At 66.1% G+C, this 12,913-nt stretch carries 14 protein-coding genes; 11 read left to right on the forward strand and 3 right to left on the reverse strand.

What is annotated here, in order from left to right:
- Positions 1-6 precede the first annotated feature (6 nt).
- Genes HB634_RS06100 through hisIE form a run of 9 tightly spaced genes read left to right on the forward strand, consistent with a single transcriptional unit; the run spans position 7 to position 7,348 of the window.
- Positions 7-324, forward strand: a complete 318-nt coding sequence (locus HB634_RS06100) for a YerC/YecD family TrpR-related protein (protein WP_213947937.1) — start codon at positions 7-9, stop codon at positions 322-324.
- Positions 321-1,214, forward strand: coding sequence for an ATP phosphoribosyltransferase (gene hisG / locus HB634_RS06105; protein WP_063570717.1), 894 nt, complete (start codon positions 321-323; stop codon positions 1,212-1,214). Before HB634_RS06100 ends, hisG begins: the two co-directional genes overlap by 4 nt.
- Positions 1,211-2,518, forward strand: coding sequence for a histidinol dehydrogenase (gene hisD, locus HB634_RS06110; RefSeq protein WP_213947938.1), 1,308 nt, complete (start codon positions 1,211-1,213; stop codon positions 2,516-2,518). Before hisG ends, hisD begins: the two co-directional genes overlap by 4 nt.
- Complete coding sequence (gene hisC / locus HB634_RS06115; protein WP_213947939.1) at positions 2,515-3,579, forward strand: histidinol-phosphate transaminase; 1,065 nt, start codon at positions 2,515-2,517, stop codon at positions 3,577-3,579. The genes hisD and hisC overlap by 4 nt, the downstream gene beginning before the upstream one ends.
- Entirely contained in the window at positions 3,576-4,640 is a 1,065-nt protein-coding gene (gene hisB, locus HB634_RS06120; protein ID WP_213947940.1) for a bifunctional histidinol-phosphatase/imidazoleglycerol-phosphate dehydratase HisB, read from the forward strand. The genes hisC and hisB overlap by 4 nt, the downstream gene beginning before the upstream one ends.
- Entirely contained in the window at positions 4,640-5,230 is a 591-nt protein-coding gene (gene hisH, locus HB634_RS06125) for an imidazole glycerol phosphate synthase subunit HisH (protein WP_213947941.1), read from the forward strand. Before hisB ends, hisH begins: the two co-directional genes overlap by 1 nt.
- Positions 5,227-5,979, forward strand: coding sequence for a 1-(5-phosphoribosyl)-5-[(5-phosphoribosylamino)methylideneamino]imidazole-4-carboxamide isomerase (hisA, locus tag HB634_RS06130; protein WP_213947942.1), 753 nt, complete (start codon positions 5,227-5,229; stop codon positions 5,977-5,979). Before hisH ends, hisA begins: the two co-directional genes overlap by 4 nt.
- Entirely contained in the window at positions 5,973-6,743 is a 771-nt protein-coding gene (gene hisF / locus HB634_RS06135) for an imidazole glycerol phosphate synthase subunit HisF (RefSeq protein WP_063574124.1), read from the forward strand. The genes hisA and hisF overlap by 7 nt, the downstream gene beginning before the upstream one ends.
- Positions 6,740-7,348, forward strand: a complete 609-nt coding sequence (gene hisIE / locus HB634_RS06140; protein WP_213947943.1) for a bifunctional phosphoribosyl-AMP cyclohydrolase/phosphoribosyl-ATP diphosphatase HisIE — start codon at positions 6,740-6,742, stop codon at positions 7,346-7,348. The genes hisF and hisIE overlap by 4 nt, the downstream gene beginning before the upstream one ends.
- Before the next feature lie 92 nt (positions 7,349-7,440).
- On the opposite strand, the gene HB634_RS06145 is transcribed toward hisIE, so the two are convergent.
- The 3 genes from HB634_RS06145 to HB634_RS06155 form a co-directional block, all read right to left on the reverse strand.
- Positions 7,441-9,078 (reverse strand): pseudouridine synthase, encoded by a 1,638-nt coding sequence (locus tag HB634_RS06145; RefSeq protein WP_213947944.1) that lies wholly within the window; start codon positions 9,076-9,078, stop codon positions 7,441-7,443.
- The gene (gene scpB, locus HB634_RS06150; RefSeq protein ID WP_063572181.1) at positions 9,075-9,926 is read right to left on the reverse strand and encodes an SMC-Scp complex subunit ScpB; all 852 of its coding nucleotides are present in this window, start codon (positions 9,924-9,926) and stop codon (positions 9,075-9,077) included. Before scpB ends, HB634_RS06145 begins: the two co-directional genes overlap by 4 nt.
- 64 nt (positions 9,927-9,990) lie before the next feature.
- Positions 9,991-10,794, reverse strand: a complete 804-nt coding sequence (locus HB634_RS06155; RefSeq protein WP_213948173.1) for a ScpA family protein — start codon at positions 10,792-10,794, stop codon at positions 9,991-9,993.
- Between the two features lie 393 nt (positions 10,795-11,187).
- On the opposite strand from HB634_RS06155, the gene dinB reads away from it, so the two are divergent.
- On the forward strand, positions 11,188-12,375 hold the full coding sequence (dinB, locus tag HB634_RS06160) for a DNA polymerase IV (protein ID WP_213947945.1): 1,188 nt from the start codon (positions 11,188-11,190) through the stop codon (positions 12,373-12,375).
- 137 nt (positions 12,376-12,512) lie between these two features.
- On the forward strand, positions 12,513-12,866 hold the full coding sequence (locus HB634_RS06165; protein ID WP_255548405.1) for a PilZ domain-containing protein: 354 nt from the start codon (positions 12,513-12,515) through the stop codon (positions 12,864-12,866).
- Positions 12,867-12,913 lie beyond the last annotated feature (47 nt).

A 12,913-nucleotide genomic window follows, 5' to 3' on the forward strand; every position in this document is an offset into this window, starting at 1 on the left:
TACACTATGAAGCGACGCTCGATCAACCCCGAAATGCCGGCCAACTCGGCCGAGACCAGCCTCTGCGAGGCCCTGCTTGGGCTCTCAGGCGTGGATGAGATGCGCGCGTTCCTCCACGATCTCTGTACCCCCGCCGAAATCGAGGTGATGGTCGACCGCTGGCGGGTGGTTCCTTTCCTCCTGGAAGGGCGGTCGTACCGTGAAATTCACGAGCGCACGTCGGTGAGCATCACGACCATCGGCCGTGTGGCGCGCTATCTCAACCAGGGCAGTGGGGGCTACATGGCCGCCGCCGCGCGTCGCAACCTTGCAGGTGTCGCATGAAGCCGCGCGATCGCCTGCGCATCGCCATGCAGAAGTCCGGCCGGTTGACCGATCCCGCGCAGGAATTGCTCGCGCGCTGCGGCCTGAAGTTTCGGCAGAGTCGCGACAAGCTGTTCTGCTTCGGCGAGGGCGAGCCGGTGGATCTCCTGCTCGTTCGTGATGACGATATCCCGGGCCTGATCGCCGAAGGTGTTTGTGACCTCGGCATCGTCGGCCGCAACGTACTTCGCGAATTCCAGCTGACCAACCCGGAGACGGGTATCGGCATGGACGAGCTGCGGCCGCTCGGCTTCGGGCACTGCCGCCTGTCCATCGCCGTGCCCCAGGAGGATGCCTACGACGGTCCCGCCCAGCTTCACGGGCAGCGCATCGCCACCTCCTACCCGGGCCTCCTGGGTGAATGGCTGCGAAGCAACGGCGTCGACGCGAAGGTCGTCATGCTCGCCGGTTCGGTGGAAATCGCGCCGCGCCTCGGCACGGCCGATGCGATCTGCGACCTGGTCTCCAGCGGCGCGACCCTGGTCGCCAACCAGTTGCGCGAAGCCGTCGTCGTGGTGGAGAGCGAAGCGGTGCTGGCCGGCCGTCGCGAACTCCCGTTGGACGAGCGTGGCGAGATCGCCGAACTGCTCCTGCGCCGCCTCGATGGCGTTATCCAGGTACGTGACTCGCGGTTGATCCTGATGCAGGCGCCGCGCGACGCATTGGCGGCCATCACGCGCCTCCTGCCGGGCCTGCCCATCCCCACGCTCACGCCGGTGGATGGCGCGCCCGACCAGGTGGTGCTGCAGGCCTTGTGTGCCGGCTCGGTGAGCTGGCGCCAGTTGGAAGATATGAAGCGAGCCGGCGCCCGCGACATGCTCGTGCTGCCGGTGGAGAAGATGCTGGCATGAAACGAATCGTCTGGAAGGGCCTCGACGAGGCCGGACGCAACGCGGCGCTCGCACGGCCGATGCAAGCGCGGGCGAGCAGCCTGCGCGAGGGCGTCGAGTCGATCATCGCGGACGTACGCACTCGCGGCGACACTGCGCTCATCGAGTTGACGGCACGCTACGACGGCAGCACGCTCGACACACTGGCCGTGACCGAGGCGGAATTCGCGGCGGCGGAAGCACGCTTGCCCGATGAGCTGAAAGCGGCGGTGCTCGAAGCGGCCGCTCGTATCGAGCACTTTCATCGTGCCGCCGCGCCGACGCCGGTGAGCGTCGAGACAGCGCCCGGCGTCACGGTGGAGCGCGTGTTGCGGCCGATTCGCCGGGTCGGGCTCTACGTGCCCGCCGGCGGTGCGCCGTTGCCGTCGACCGCGATCATGCTCGGCGTGCCGGCCGCCATCGCCGGCTGCCGTGAGGTGGTGCTCTGCACGCCGGTGCAGGCCAACGGTCGCTGTGACGATGCCGTCCTGTTCGCAGCGAAAGCTACCGGCGTGCACCGTGTTTTCAAGCTCGGCGGCGCGCAGGCGATCGCCGCGATGGCCTACGGCACCGCTTCCGTGCCTCGTTGCGACAAGATCTTTGGCCCCGGTAACGCCTGGGTCACCGAAGCCAAGCTGCAGGTGGCCGGCGACCCGGCCGGCGCCGCGATCGACATGCCGGCGGGGCCGTCCGAGGTTCTCGTCATTGCCGACGCCGATGCAGATCCCCGGTTCATCGCTGCCGATCTTCTCTCGCAGGCCGAGCACGGCCCGGACTCGCAGGTGCTCCTGGTCAGCCCGTCGACGGTGCAACTCGATACCGTGGCCATCGAGGTCGAACGACAGCGCCGCGAACTTCCGCGCGCCGACGTGGCGGCCACGGCGTTGAGCGAGAGCCGGCTGATCCTCGTCGACGACCTCGACGAGGCGATCGAAGTCAGCAACCGCTATGCCCCGGAACATCTCATCATCCAGACCGTCAACCCGCGCGCCTTGCTCGAGGGCGTGGAATCGGCCGGCTCGGTCTTCCTCGGTGAATGGACGCCGGAGTCGGTCGGCGATTACTGCAGCGGCAGCAACCATGTGCTGCCAACGTACGGCTATGCGCGCAGCTACAGCGGCGTTTCGGTCGCCAGCTTCCAGAAACAGGTGACGGTGCAGGAACTCTCCGCCCAAGGCCTGCGTAACATCGGTCCCTGCGCGGCGATCCTTGCCGAAGCTGAGCAACTCGAAGCCCACCGCCGGGCCGTCACCCTGCGACTCGCCGCCATGGACGCCGCCGCATGAGCATTCTCGATCTCGCACGTGCCGATATCCGCGCGCTCGCACCGTACTCCAGTGCCCGGATGGAAGCCCAAGGGGGCACGGTGTTGCTCAACGCGAACGAATCCTCGCGGCCACCGAATATTCCCGGCGGGGAAGGGCTCAATCGCTACCCCGATCCGCAACCGCGCGGACTCGTGGCGACGCTCGCCGACCTCTATGGAACGACGGACGATCGCGTGCTCGTTACCCGTGGAAGCGACGAATCGATCGACCTGCTCGTACGCGCCTTCTGTCGCGCAGGCGAAGACGCCGTGCTCATATCGCCGCCGACGTTCGGCATGTATGCGGTGTGCGCGCGTATCCAGGGGGCGGCCGTGATCGAGTCGCCGCTCAGCCGCAACGGCGTGCTCGACATCGACGCGCTTCTCGACGCGGTGACGCCCGCCACGCGTATCGTCTTCGTCTGCACGCCGAACAACCCCACCGGCAACCTCATCGATCGCGGCGATCTGGAACGCATCGCGAAGGCGCTCGAAGGCCGCGCGCTCCTGGTCATCGACGAGGCCTATGCGGAATACAGCGGCCTCGCCAGCGCAGCCTCGCTGATCGACACTTACGACAACGTGGCGGTGTTGCGCACGCTGTCCAAGGCCTGGTCGTTGGCTGGCGCTCGTGTGGGTGCCTGTATCGCGCGGCCCGAAGTGATCGGACTGCTTCGTCGGATCATTCCCCCGTATCCCTTGCCGTCGCCGTGCGTGGATGCCGCCATGGGTGCGCTGTCGTACGAAGGGCGTCGCTTGCAGCGTCACCATCTGCACGAAATTCTCAACGAGCGCGCTCGCATGCTCGTTACCTTGCGTCAGATGCCCGGCGTGCGGGAGGTGATGCCTTCGTACGCTAACTTCCTGGCTGTGCGTTTCGACGATGCGGCAGGAACCTATCGTCGCCTGCTCGCCGCGGGCGTGGTCGTCCGCGACGTGTCGAAATACGCGGGACTGGAAGACGCCCTGCGCATCACTATTGGTACCGGCAACGAGAACGACCGCGTGCTCGCGGTGTTGCGCGCGGGAGCGCCTGCATGAGCCGCAAGATCCTCTTCGTCGATCGCGACGGTTGCCTCATCGAGGAGCCGGCCGACCAGCAGATCGACAGCTATGAGAAGCTGGCCCTGATGCCCGGGGTGATTGCCGCCTTGCAGCGCTGTGTGGCCGCGGGCTATGAGCTGGTGATGGTGACCAATCAGGACGGCCTCGGCACGCCTTCGTTTCCGCAAGCGTCGTTCGATGGGCCGCACGCCTTGCTGTTGAACATCTTCGCCTCGCAGGGCATCACTTTCCGCGAGCAGCTGATCGATCGCAGTCTGCCGCATGAACATCGCGACACGCGCAAACCAGGCACGGGCCTGGCGCGGCACTGGCTGGCGGACGATAGCTGGAGCCGCTCGCAGTCCGCCATGATCGGCGATCGCGAGACCGACCTGGCCTTCGCCGCCAACCTCGGTGTACGCGGTTTCCGTGTGGGCGCTGAGGGCGCGAGCTGGGCCGAGGTGGCGCACGCGCTGCTCGATGCACCACGCACCGCCGAGGTGCTTCGCAAGACCAAGGAAACCTCGATACGCGTGCATGTGGATCTGGACCGTATCGCCGAACCGAACGTGCGCACCGGCCTGGGTTTCTTCGACCACATGCTGGAGCAGATCGGCAAGCACGGCGGATTCGCCCTGAGCCTGACCTGCGACGGGGATACCCATATCGATGAACACCACACCATCGAGGACTCCGCGCTCGCCCTCGGCCAGGCCTTGCGCCAGGCGTTAGGCGACAAGCGTGGCATCGGTCGCTATGGCTTCGCGCTGCCGATGGACGAGAGCGCGGCGCGCGCCGAGCTGGACCTGTCGGGGCGGCCGTACTTCGTCTTCGAGGGCCATTTCCCGCGCGATCGCGTCGGTGATGTGCCGACCGAACTGGTGCCTCACTTCTTCCGTTCGCTTTGCGAAACCCTGGGCGCGAACCTGCACCTCACCGTGCACGGGGAGAACGCTCACCACATGGTCGAAGGCTGTTTCAAGGTCGTCGCGCGCACGCTTCGACAGGCGATCCGCCGCGAAGGCGCCGAGCTGCCGAGCACCAAGGGAAGCCTCTGATGAGCGTGGTTCTCGTCGATGCGGGCGGCACCAACATCGGCTCCGTGCGCTATGCCTTGCAGCGCCTCGGTACCGATGCCGAACTCACCTCGGACGCGGCACGCATCCGCGCGGCCAGCCACGTGATCCTTCCTGGCGTGGGCGCCGCGGCACCGGGCATGCGCATGCTGCGCGAGGCAGGCCTGGTCGAGGTATTGCGCGGATTGAAACAACCCGTGCTCGGCGTCTGCCTGGGCATGCAACTGCTCTGCGAGCGCTCGGAAGAAAGTGACACGGAATGCCTCGGTGTGATCCCGGCGACGGTGACGCGTTTCGCCGGAGCACCTGGTCTGCGCGTGCCGCACATGGGTTGGAATACGCTGCAGGTGACCGTGCCTCATTGCCTCACCGCAGGGCTGCGCGAGGGCGATACCGCGTACTTCGTTCACAGCTTCGCCGTCCCGACAGGCGACTACACACTGGCCGCAAGCGAGCACGGTACGCCGTTCTCGGCTGTGGTCGCTTCCGGCAACTTCATGGGTATGCAATTCCACCCCGAGCGTTCGGCCGGTGTGGGTGCCCAGCTCCTGCGGAACTTCCTCGCCCTATGACTTTACCGATTCCAGCCATCGACCTGCGCGAAGGCAAGGTTGTTCGTCTGTTCAAGGGTGACTATGCCCAGCAGACCACCTTCGCCTTCGAGCCCGAAGCACTGGCGGCTCGGTATGCCGACGAAGGGGCGACGTGGCTGCATGTCGTCGATCTCGATGGCGCGCGTTCGGGCCATTTCGAGAACCTGTCCACGATCGCCGGGGTCGCTTCGAGCGGTCGCCTCCGGGTGCAGGCGGGTGGTGGTATTCGTGACGAGGAGGGCGTACGCCGTCTCCTGGATGCGGGCGTGGAGCGTGTCGTCGTCGGCAGCGTCGCCATCCGCGATCCTGAAGCGGTGGCCGCCTGGATAGGTCGCTACGGCGCCGAGCGCATCGTGCTCGCCCTGGACACGCGTTTTCGCGATGGCCTTTGGAAGCTGCCCAGCGCTGGCTGGACCGCGGACGAGGTGCACACGCTCGACGATCTCGTGCCCTGGTACGAAGCCGCCGGCGCGCGCCACCTCCTGTGCACCGACATCGACCGCGACGGCACCATGAGCGGCCCGAACCTCGCCCTCTATCGCCATCTTGCCTCGCTGGCGCCGGGCCTCGATGTACAGGCCTCGGGTGGCGTGAAGTCACTCACCGACGTCACCGATCTTGCATTGCAAGGCGTGGCCGGCATCATCCTTGGCCGCTCGCTGCTCGAAGGCGCTTTCGCCTTGCCTGAAGCGATCGCGACGGCAGAAAAGGCAAACGCGACATGCTGAGCCGCCGTATCGTTCCCTGCCTCGACGTTCGCGACGGACAGGTCGTCAAGGGCGTGCGCTTCCGCGATCACGTCGTCGTCGGCGAGATCGTCGAACTGGCCCTGCGTTATCGCGACGAGGGTGCCGACGAACTCGTGTTTTACGACATCACGGCCAGTCCGGAAGGGCGCCGTGTGGACCGCGACTGGGTGGAGCGCGTGGCGCGCGAAATCGACATTCCGTTCTGTGTCGCCGGCGGCATTCGCTCCGTGAACGATGCGCGCGACGTGCTGCACGCCGGTGCCGACAAGATCTCGATCAATTCACCCGCCCTGGAGCGCCCGGCGCTTGTGAGCGAGATCGCCGATGCCTTCGGTGTGCAGTGTGTCGTCGTGGGTGTCGACAGCTTGCGCGACGAGGACGGCGAATGGCGCGTACGCCAGTACACGGGGGATCCGTCGCGAACGCGGGCCCTGCGCAAAGGTACGCTCGAATGGATCGAGGAAGTGCAGGCGCTCGGCGCTGGTGAAATCGTCCTGAATTGCATGGGCACCGATGGCGTGCGTCGCGGTTACGACATCGAGCAACTGAAGGCGGCGCGGGCGATCAGCCACGTGCCGCTTGTCGCCTCCGGTGGAGCGGGTACGCCCATGCACTTCGCCGACGTATTCAAGCAAGCCGACGTGGACGCCGCGCTTGCCGCAAGCGTTTTCCACACCGGTGACATCGGCATTCCCGCGCTCAAGCGCGAACTGCGCACGCAGGGTATCGAGGTAAGGCTATGAACGACGTGACTCCCGATTTCGCCAAGGGCGATGGCCTGCTCCCGGCGATCGTCCAGCACGCGCAGTCGGGCGAAGTGCTGATGCTCGGCTATATGGATGAAGCCGCACTGGCGAAGACGCGCGCGAGCGGATTGGTGACTTTCTTCAGTCGTAGCAAGCAGCGTTTATGGACGAAGGGCGAGACCTCGGGCGACTCGCTGGCCCTGGTCGATATCCGCCTGGACTGCGACGCCGACACGTTTCTCGTGCGCGCCCTGCCGGCGGGCCCTACCTGTCACACCGGTACGTCGAGTTGTTTCGGCGATGACGTGAAGCCGACGCTCGGCTTTCTCGCCGAACTCGACGCGCTGGTCGCATCGCGGCACGCCGAACGGCCCGACAGCAGCTACACGACGACGCTGTTCGATGGCGGTATTCGCCGCATGGCGCAGAAAGTGGGGGAGGAGGGTGTCGAGACGGCGCTTGCCGCGGTCGCCGAAGGCGACGACGCCCTGATCGGCGAGGCCGCCGATCTGGTCTTTCATCTGATGGTGGTGTTGCGCGCGCGCGGCATCGGTTTCGATGCCGTGGCGGAAAAGCTAGCTGCCCGACACGCAGGCAGCTAATTGTAGGAGCCGATTCATCGGCGATCCCGCGGCAGCGGGCCAGGTCATCGCGACCTGGTTTTCGCCGATGAATCGGCTCCTACAGGTCCTGATTAACGGTTGCCGCCGCGGTTTCCACCGCCGCCGCTGCGATTGCCGCCACCGCCACCGCCGCCGGGACGGCCACCGCCACCGGGACGACCGCCCGGACGTGCGCCACCGCCGCCGCCCGGGGCACGATTGCCACCGCCGCCGCTACGGTTGCCGTTGGCGCCGCCGCCGCTGGCGCGATTGCCACCGCCGCCACCGGCCGCGCGGTTGCCGCCGAAGCCGCCACCGCCACCCGGGGCGCGATTGCCGCCACCGCCCGGTGCGCCGCCCGTACGCGGGCCACGATTACCGCCGCCACCGCCGTCGAAGCGTGCGCCGCCGCCGGTACGATTGCCGTCGGCACGACCCGGACCGCCCTGGCCCGGCGCGCGATTGCCGCCGCCTGCACCCGGGCCGCCAGCACGGCCGGCCGGACGCGGACCACGGTTGCCCGGTGCGCCGCCTGCTGCATTTCCGCCACCGGTGCGGCTGTCGCCGGCAAACCAGGTGCGAGGCGACGGCAGTTCCTGGCCCGGCGCGACGCGACGCGAGCGCTGGCCACCGGCCGCACCACCGCCCCGCTCGGGACGAGCGACATTGCCGTTTACTTCGCGGCGCGGTGCGCCGCCCTGGCCACCGCCGCCACCCGGGCGACCACGACCACCGCCAGCGCCACCCCGGCCGCCACGCGGATTGTCATCGCGCAGGCGATCGAAAGCGGTGAGCTCACGGGCTTCGTCGTGACGACCCGAGCTCCAGGCACCTGCCGGACGACCGTCCGGCTTGTACTCGGTCACATGACGCGGGGCGCGACGCTGATGCACGACGGCGCTCAGGGTGAGCACGGCGCCCGGGGCGCCGAGGCCTGCGCGCGTGCGCAGTTCCTTGATCGCGGCTTCGTCGAGATTGTCGCTGTCGCCGCGACGGAGGGCGCGCGGAAGCTCCACGGTGCCGTAGCGGATGCGCTTGAGGCGGCTTACCAGGAAACCCTGCGAATCCCACAGGCGACGGACTTCGCGGTTGCGACCTTCGCGAATGGTGACGCGGAACCAGCTGTGGCTACCGCCGCGGCTGATCGTGGCGATCTCGTCGAAGCGGGCGGGGCCGTCTTCGAGTTCGACACCCGCCTTCAGGCGTTCGATGGTCTCGTCGGGCACCTCGCCATGGACACGGCAAAGGTACTCGCGCTCGAGGCCGCTCTTGGGATGCATCAGCGCGTTGGCAAGTTCGCCGTCGGTGGTGAGCAGGAGCAGGCCGGTGGTGTTTATGTCGAGGCGACCCACGGCGACCCAGCGCGCACCCTTCAGGCGCGGCAGCTGTTCGAACACGGTGGGACGGCCTTCGGTGTCTTCGCGAGTCGTTACCACGCCTTCCGGCTTGTGATAGACGATCACTTCGGCGTCGTTACGGCTGTCGGTGGCGACGACGAACTGCTTGCCGTCGACGACTACGCGATCACCGGCATGGACGCTCGAGCCGATGGTGGCGGCGGTGCCGTTGACTTCGACTTCGCCCGCCTGGATGCGCTGTTCGAGCATGCGGCGCGAGCCGAGGCCGGCGTTGGCCAGGACTTTGTGCAGGCGCTCTTCGAGCACGGTGCCATCGTCGGGACGGCTTTCGCCGCGCTTAAGGGATAGAACGGAACGTTGCGGCGCACTCATGCGCGTGACTCCTCAGTATCTTCTTCGGCATCGTCTTTGGCGACGTCGCCTTCGGGGTTCTCTGCCTCTTCGGCAGTGGCGGAAGCCGCGGCGACGTCGTCGCCGGCAGGCAGCTGGTTCGCGATCTCGACCTCATCGTCCTGTGCGGACGGGGCCTCGATGGCGGGTGTTTCTTCGATCGTCATGGCCTCGGCCACGACATCATCGGTGTCTTCGGTATTCGTGGGGCTTTCGTTGTCCGGATCGATCGACAGGGTGGCACCGACGCGTGCGTGCGCGGGAATACCATCACCTTCGAACCGCAATTGCGGGTTGATGTCTTCGAGGTCGCGAATCTCCGAAAGCGGGGGCAGGGCATCCAGCGACTTCAGGCTGAAGTAATCGAGAAATCCCCGGGTGGTTCCGAACAGGGCCGGCTTGCCGGGAACATCGCGATGGCCGACGACGCGGATCCATTCGCGTTCCTCGAGCGTCTTGATGATGTTCGAGGAGACCACCACGCCACGGATCTGTTCGATTTCCGGGCGGGTAATCGGCTGGCGGTAAGCGATCAGGGCCAGCGTTTCGAGCAGTGCGCGGGAATAGCGACTGGGTTTTTCGGACCACATTCGCGACACCCAGCCATGAACATCCCGACGGACCTGGTAACGCCAGCCCGACGCGACTTCGATCAACTCGACGCCGCGACCGTCGCAGTCGTGCGTGAGGGAGGCGAGCGCGACCACGATATCGTCCGTGGTCACTTCGTCCTCGTCGCCGAAGATCGCCTTCAACTGCGCGATCGTCATCGGCTGGGTCGACGCCAGCAGCGCCGCTTCCACGATGGGTTTCAGTTGTTCGGGTTGCATAGGCCTTCGGGTTTACCGCGCGTATGGCGCGGATCGGTTCGATGTTCGTGGCCCTCATGGGCCTTCAGGCGAGCGCCTCTTCGGGCTCGGCATCACTCAGTACCTTCGTCTTCAGGTAAATCGGCCCGAGGGCTTCTTCCTGGACGATCTCGACGAGCATTTCCTTGGCCAGTTCGAGCATGGCGAGGAAGGTGACAACGACCCCGAGTCGACCTTCCGTCACGTCGAACAGCGTTTCAAAACGGTGGAACCCGCCGCGACCCAGCGACTCGAGCAGGTCGCCCATGCGCTGGCGCACGCTGAGCGGTTCGCGCTGGATCGCATGGTGCGTGAACAGATCGGCCCGACCGAGCACGTCCTTGAGCGCGAGCAACATCTCCTTGAGGTCCAGCGGGGGTGGTACCCGCACCACGTTGTGTTCGCCGACGAAGGCATGCACCACGGTGGTATCGCGTTCCAGGCGCGGCATCTCTTCGATATCGGCCGCAGCCCGCTTGAAGCGTTCGTATTCCTGCAGGCGGCGAACCAGCTCCGCTCGCGGGTCGTCTTCCAGGCCTTCCTCGGCCGGCGGCCGGGGCAGCAGCAACCTGGACTTGATCTCCGCAAGGATCGCGGCCATCAGCAGGTATTCCGCCGCGAGCTCCAGTCGCATCACCTCGCGCATCATGTCGATGTAGTCCATGTACTGCCGGGTGATTTCGGCGACAGGGATGTCGAGGATGTCCAGATTCTGCCGGCGGATCAGGTAAAGCAGCAGGTCGAGTGGCCCTTCGAACGATTCGAGGATGACCTCGAGCGCGTCCGGCGGAATGTACAGGTCCTGCGGCATTTGCATCACTGCCTGCCCGCGCACGAGCGCGAGGGGCATTTCCTGCTGCTGCGGGACACCTGCAAAGGCACCCTGGGTTTTTTCGACCACCTGAACTTCGGTTGTCTCGTTAGTCATCGGCACACGTCAGAAGGGTCGCGACTGCGACCAGGAACGTAACAATCGATGCCGTCCGGCGGCTATACCGCCACCTCGCCCGGCATGCCACGCATCGTCGCTGACGAGCGAAGGGCATTGCCGCTGGACACCCCAGGAGGGTCACCGCCTGTGAAAGATCGTCGGGAGCGGTCCGCTCACGGTCCAGAACCACGGACCGGTGAGGGCATGACGCCCGAATAAGTTCACCCGATTGACGACAGGGTATCGCCTGCGCCCGCCCAAGTCCAGCGGGCTGCCTGCCGGGTGCCCCACGGTTCCGGCACAATATCGCTCATGCAGCAGGCCCCCCGCGCGATCATCCATGTCGACATGGACGCTTTCTATGCGTCCGTGGAGGAACTGGACGACCCCAGCCTGGTCGGCAAGCCGGTGATCGTGGCCGGCCTGGGGCGTCGCGGGGTGGTTTCTACCTGTAACTACGTGGCCCGCACGTATGGGGTCCGGTCGGCCATGCCCACCTCCGAAGCGCGTCGCCGCTGCCCCGACGGCATCTATATCTTTCCCCGTCACGCCCGTTACGCCGAAATTTCTGAGATCGTCTTCTCGGTGTTCGGTGAGGTCACGCCGATGATCGAGGGCCTCTCGCTGGACGAGGCTTTCCTCGACGTCACTGCCAGCCTGCGATTGTTCGCCTCGATCGAGGCCATTGGCCGTCGGGTCAAGCAGGCCATCCGTGAGCGCACGGGCCTGAACGCCTCGGTCGGCATGGCGCACAACAAGCTGTTGGCCAAGCTGGCCAGTGAGCTGTCCAAGCCGGATGGGTTCCTGCACATCCATCCCGAGGAAGTGCAGGGCTACCTCGATCCCCTGCCGATCGGGCGCATGTGGACCGTCGGCAAGGTGGCCGAGGAGTCCCTGCACAAGGTCGGCATTCGCACCATCGGCGACCTGATCCGCGCCGATGCCTGGCGGCTGAACAAAGCCGTCGGCGAGCGCCATGCGGCCCAGTTGCGTCAGTTGTGTCTGGGCGAGGACAGGCGGCCGGTGGTGACGGATGCTCCCGAGGTGTCGATCGGTTCCGAATGGACCTTCGACATCGACGTGGAAGCGTTGCCGATCGCGGAGGCCTGGCTGTTACGTCAGTGCGAACGGGTGGGGGCAAGGGCGCGATCGCGTGGTGTCGACGCCCGTACGGTGTCGGTGAAGCTGCGTGAGCCGCCCTTCGTCACCCATAGCCGGCAGGCACAGTTGCCCGTTCCCGGCAACGCTACGCCGGAAATCTATGCTGTGGCACGTCGCTTGCTTCACCTGTGGTGGAATCAGCACCCGCGACCGAGGCTCCGACTGCTCGGCGTGACGCTTTCGGGGTTCGATGCCCGGTACGGCGATGAACAACAGGACATGTTTGCCGCCACGGTCTCGGAAAAACGCTCCGATAGCGTGCAGGACCGGATCAACGAGCGCTTTGGCGCCGGTGCCCTGGTTCGCGCGGGTGTACTGAAGACGCGCGGGAGCGAGTGAACGCCCATGGTTGCGAGCGAACGCTACGACTGCGCTAATGTGTCCGTTTGTGACACGCAAGGTAAGTCGTGCGGGGTGCGGTCATGCCGAACTCGACGTATAAGGTGCAGCAGGAACCGGAATGGATGAGTACGCAGATGTCTGACAAGGATAGTTCGAACATGCGCTATCGCCACGCGCGGATGAAGGTGCAGACCGCTGTTCTGATGAGCCGCGGCGGCGAAGCGCACCCGACCGACCTGGTCGACATCTCGGCGACAGGGGCCATGTTGCGCCGCCCGCTTGGCTGGCGCGGGGAGCCCGGCCAGACCTGGATTCTCGACATGGTGTTCGGTCACGACCTGCATATTCATATGGAAGCTATGGTTGCGCGTGTGTCGGCGCGGCAGATCGGCATGGCTTATACGCTTATTCCCGAGGATAAGCAGGCGCCGTTGTGGGAGTTGCTGGGCGGGTATGCGGATACGCTCGAAGAGTGGAAGGACGACTGATCGCTGGCGATGCTCTTACGAAAAACCCCGCTCGAGGCGGCGTTTTT

The sequence above is a fragment of the Luteibacter sp. dw_328 genome (genome assembly GCF_018449605.1).
Taxonomy (GTDB): domain Bacteria; phylum Pseudomonadota; class Gammaproteobacteria; order Xanthomonadales; family Rhodanobacteraceae; genus Luteibacter.

Bases quoted from the DNA above. Each gene is read 5' to 3' on its own strand.
- HB634_RS06100 (WP_213947937.1), top strand. From the start codon at position 7: ATGAAGCGACGCTCGATCAACCCCGAAATGCCGGCCAACTCGGCCGAG.
- hisG (WP_063570717.1), top strand. From the start codon at position 321: ATGAAGCCGCGCGATCGCCTGCGCATCGCCATGCAGAAGTCCGGCCGG.
- hisD (WP_213947938.1), top strand. From the start codon at position 1,211: ATGAAACGAATCGTCTGGAAGGGCCTCGACGAGGCCGGACGCAACGCG.
- hisC (WP_213947939.1), top strand. From the start codon at position 2,515: ATGAGCATTCTCGATCTCGCACGTGCCGATATCCGCGCGCTCGCACCG.
- hisB (WP_213947940.1), top strand. From the start codon at position 3,576: ATGAGCCGCAAGATCCTCTTCGTCGATCGCGACGGTTGCCTCATCGAG.
- hisH (WP_213947941.1), top strand. From the start codon at position 4,640: ATGAGCGTGGTTCTCGTCGATGCGGGCGGCACCAACATCGGCTCCGTG.
- hisA (WP_213947942.1), top strand. From the start codon at position 5,227: ATGACTTTACCGATTCCAGCCATCGACCTGCGCGAAGGCAAGGTTGTT.
- hisF (WP_063574124.1), top strand. From the start codon at position 5,973: ATGCTGAGCCGCCGTATCGTTCCCTGCCTCGACGTTCGCGACGGACAG.
- hisIE (WP_213947943.1), top strand. From the start codon at position 6,740: ATGAACGACGTGACTCCCGATTTCGCCAAGGGCGATGGCCTGCTCCCG.
- HB634_RS06145 (WP_213947944.1), bottom strand. From the start codon at position 9,078: ATGAGTGCGCCGCAACGTTCCGTTCTATCCCTTAAGCGCGGCGAAAGC.
- scpB (WP_063572181.1), bottom strand. From the start codon at position 9,926: ATGCAACCCGAACAACTGAAACCCATCGTGGAAGCGGCGCTGCTGGCG.
- HB634_RS06155 (WP_213948173.1), bottom strand. From the start codon at position 10,794: ATGCCCCTCGCGCTCGTGCGCGGGCAGGCAGTGATGCAAATGCCGCAG.
- dinB (WP_213947945.1), top strand. From the start codon at position 11,188: ATGCAGCAGGCCCCCCGCGCGATCATCCATGTCGACATGGACGCTTTC.
- HB634_RS06165 (WP_255548405.1), top strand. From the start codon at position 12,513: ATGTCTGACAAGGATAGTTCGAACATGCGCTATCGCCACGCGCGGATG.